This window comes from Catenulispora rubra, from assembly GCF_015356825.1.
GTDB lineage: Bacteria > Actinomycetota > Actinomycetes > Streptomycetales > Catenulisporaceae > Catenulispora > Catenulispora rubra.
Genome location: NZ_JAACYW010000591.1, coordinates 1 through 1873, shown reverse-complemented (window position 1 = coordinate 1873; position 1873 = coordinate 1). Strand labels below are relative to the sequence as shown.

The window sequence follows — 1873 nt, the reverse complement described above, 5'->3', positions numbered from 1 at the left end:
CCGCCCCCGCCGCCGCGAAGAGCCCGTCATCAGCACACAGCTGCGCCAGCACCAACACCGCGGCAAGGAACCCCACGGTCGGCGCCAACGCCGTGACCTCAGCCCAAGCAGCCCGCGGCTCCACAGCCCCCACCGCGACGACAACCCCCGCCGCCGGCACCGCCGCCGCAGCCTCCGGCCACCCCCGAGGCCGCACCACGGCAAAGACCAGCACGACGAACAACAGGACAACCGCGATCCCGGTCCCCACCCCGGAGCTCAACACACCGATCCGCCCGCCAACCCACCACAGGCGACGTTCACAACGGGACTCCAGATCTCAGCAGACAGTGCGCAAGGATCATATCGGCCCGCAGGGGCGCCACCTCGGCGAATGCCGGCGGCTGGGGCGCGCGAGCTGCCCGCTCGTGCTCCGGCTGGGCACTAACCAGTCTTCGGTCCGACATGCTCACTTGCTGATTTGCTGCCCGGCCGATCTGCCTGCCGCCCTGCCGCCCGATCCGCTCACCGGTCAGCTCATTCGCCAGCGCGTCTACCAGTTCCGCCAGATAACTGGCCCCTCAACGCATCGAGCAACCCGCATCCAGCAACCCACCGCCAGCCGATCCCTAGCCCCGCCGTCAGCACCGTGCCCCTGCCCTGGCCGCCCCACTTCGAAAAAAGTAGTACCTCCACCCCGCCAAGCTAGACTGACCCCATGCCCAAGGCCACCTCGCGCCCCCGCGTCGACCACGACGCGCCGGCCTGCGAACGTGCCCTCGGCCGTGCCTTCGGTCTGCTCGGCAAGCGGTGGAACGGCCTCATCGTCGCCGTCCTTGCGCCCGGACCGGCGGGCTTCGCCGACCTGCGGCGCCGCATCGGTCCCATCAGCGACTCCGTGCTCTCCGACCGGCTCGGCGAGCTGGCCGCGGCGGGCGTCGTCGAACGCTGCGTCACCGACGCCCGGCCGCCCGGCGTGCAGTACGGTCTCACGCCGGCCGGCCAGGCACTGGTCCCGATCCTGGAGCAGGTCGCCGACTGGGCCGAGGATCACCTCACCTGAGCCTCACCTGATCCCAGCCTGATCAGCACTCACCATCGCATCGTCGGCGCCCAACCCTCCGAGCGGCCCGAGCGCGATCGCCTGATCGAACACATCCTCCGGGTCATACTCCGCCTTGACCCGCCGCAACCGCCCCAAAGCCTCCCCGGAAAACGCATCCACCAGCCGCGCAGGCCGCGTGTCCGTCTCGAAGTTGATGTACAGCCCCTCCGTGAGCTCGCGCATCCGATCCCAATACGCCAGATACTCGCCCTCCCGCCGCCCGATATCCGCGACCGAGAAGTTCTGGTGCCGATGCGAGAACGCCGTCGCCGACGCCGCGACGTCATTCACCGCCCCACCCACAGCACGTATCGACAGCAACTGCGTCACCCCGCTCCGCAACGCGTCCGCGACCTCACGTGTCAACGCCGGCGTCAAATGCTCCGCGAACCCATTGCTCAGCAACGGTCCCCGCACACTCCCGCCCTCATACGGCGCGTCGTCCGCATGCACGATCGCCGCATACGGAACCCGCTGCGCGCTCTGCCCCACCACCGGCCCCACATCCAACAGCGGCGTCAAAGCAGCAATCGCCTCCGCGTCATCCGCCCCGTTGAAAACCGCCATGACCTGCACCTGGCCGCCACCACCCGCATACAAGAAGCTGGTCAGCGCGCGCGGCGCGCTCTCCACGACCTCCCCCCAGCGCTCAAGCACCCCAGCCAAACCAGCGCCGCCGTCATAAACAAACCGCCCGAACACCACATCCCCCACCGGCCGAGCAGCGAATTCGAACGCTGTCACAACCCCCAAAGCCGCCCCCGCCCCGCGCACCGCCCAGAACAACTC

Annotated in this window: 2 protein-coding genes and 1 pseudogene; 1 reads left to right on the top strand and 2 read right to left on the bottom strand. The window is 69.3% G+C overall.

Translation table 11 applies throughout. The features are described 5' to 3' along the window. Window positions 1-265, bottom strand: a pseudogene (locus GWK61_RS54345) (arsenic transporter); the annotation flags it as partial. A 432-nt stretch (window positions 266-697) separates the two neighbouring features. Here GWK61_RS54345 and GWK61_RS54340 point away from each other — a divergent pair. Further along, the gene (locus tag GWK61_RS54340) at window positions 698-1042 is read left to right on the top strand and encodes a winged helix-turn-helix transcriptional regulator (protein WP_194922252.1); all 345 of its coding nucleotides are present in this window, start codon (window positions 698-700) and stop codon (window positions 1040-1042) included. A gap of 3 nt (window positions 1043-1045) precedes the next feature. Here GWK61_RS54340 and GWK61_RS54335 read toward each other — a convergent pair. After that, window positions 1046-1873: BBE domain-containing protein (locus GWK61_RS54335; protein WP_194922251.1), on the bottom strand; the 828-nt coding region annotated here is incomplete at its 5' end.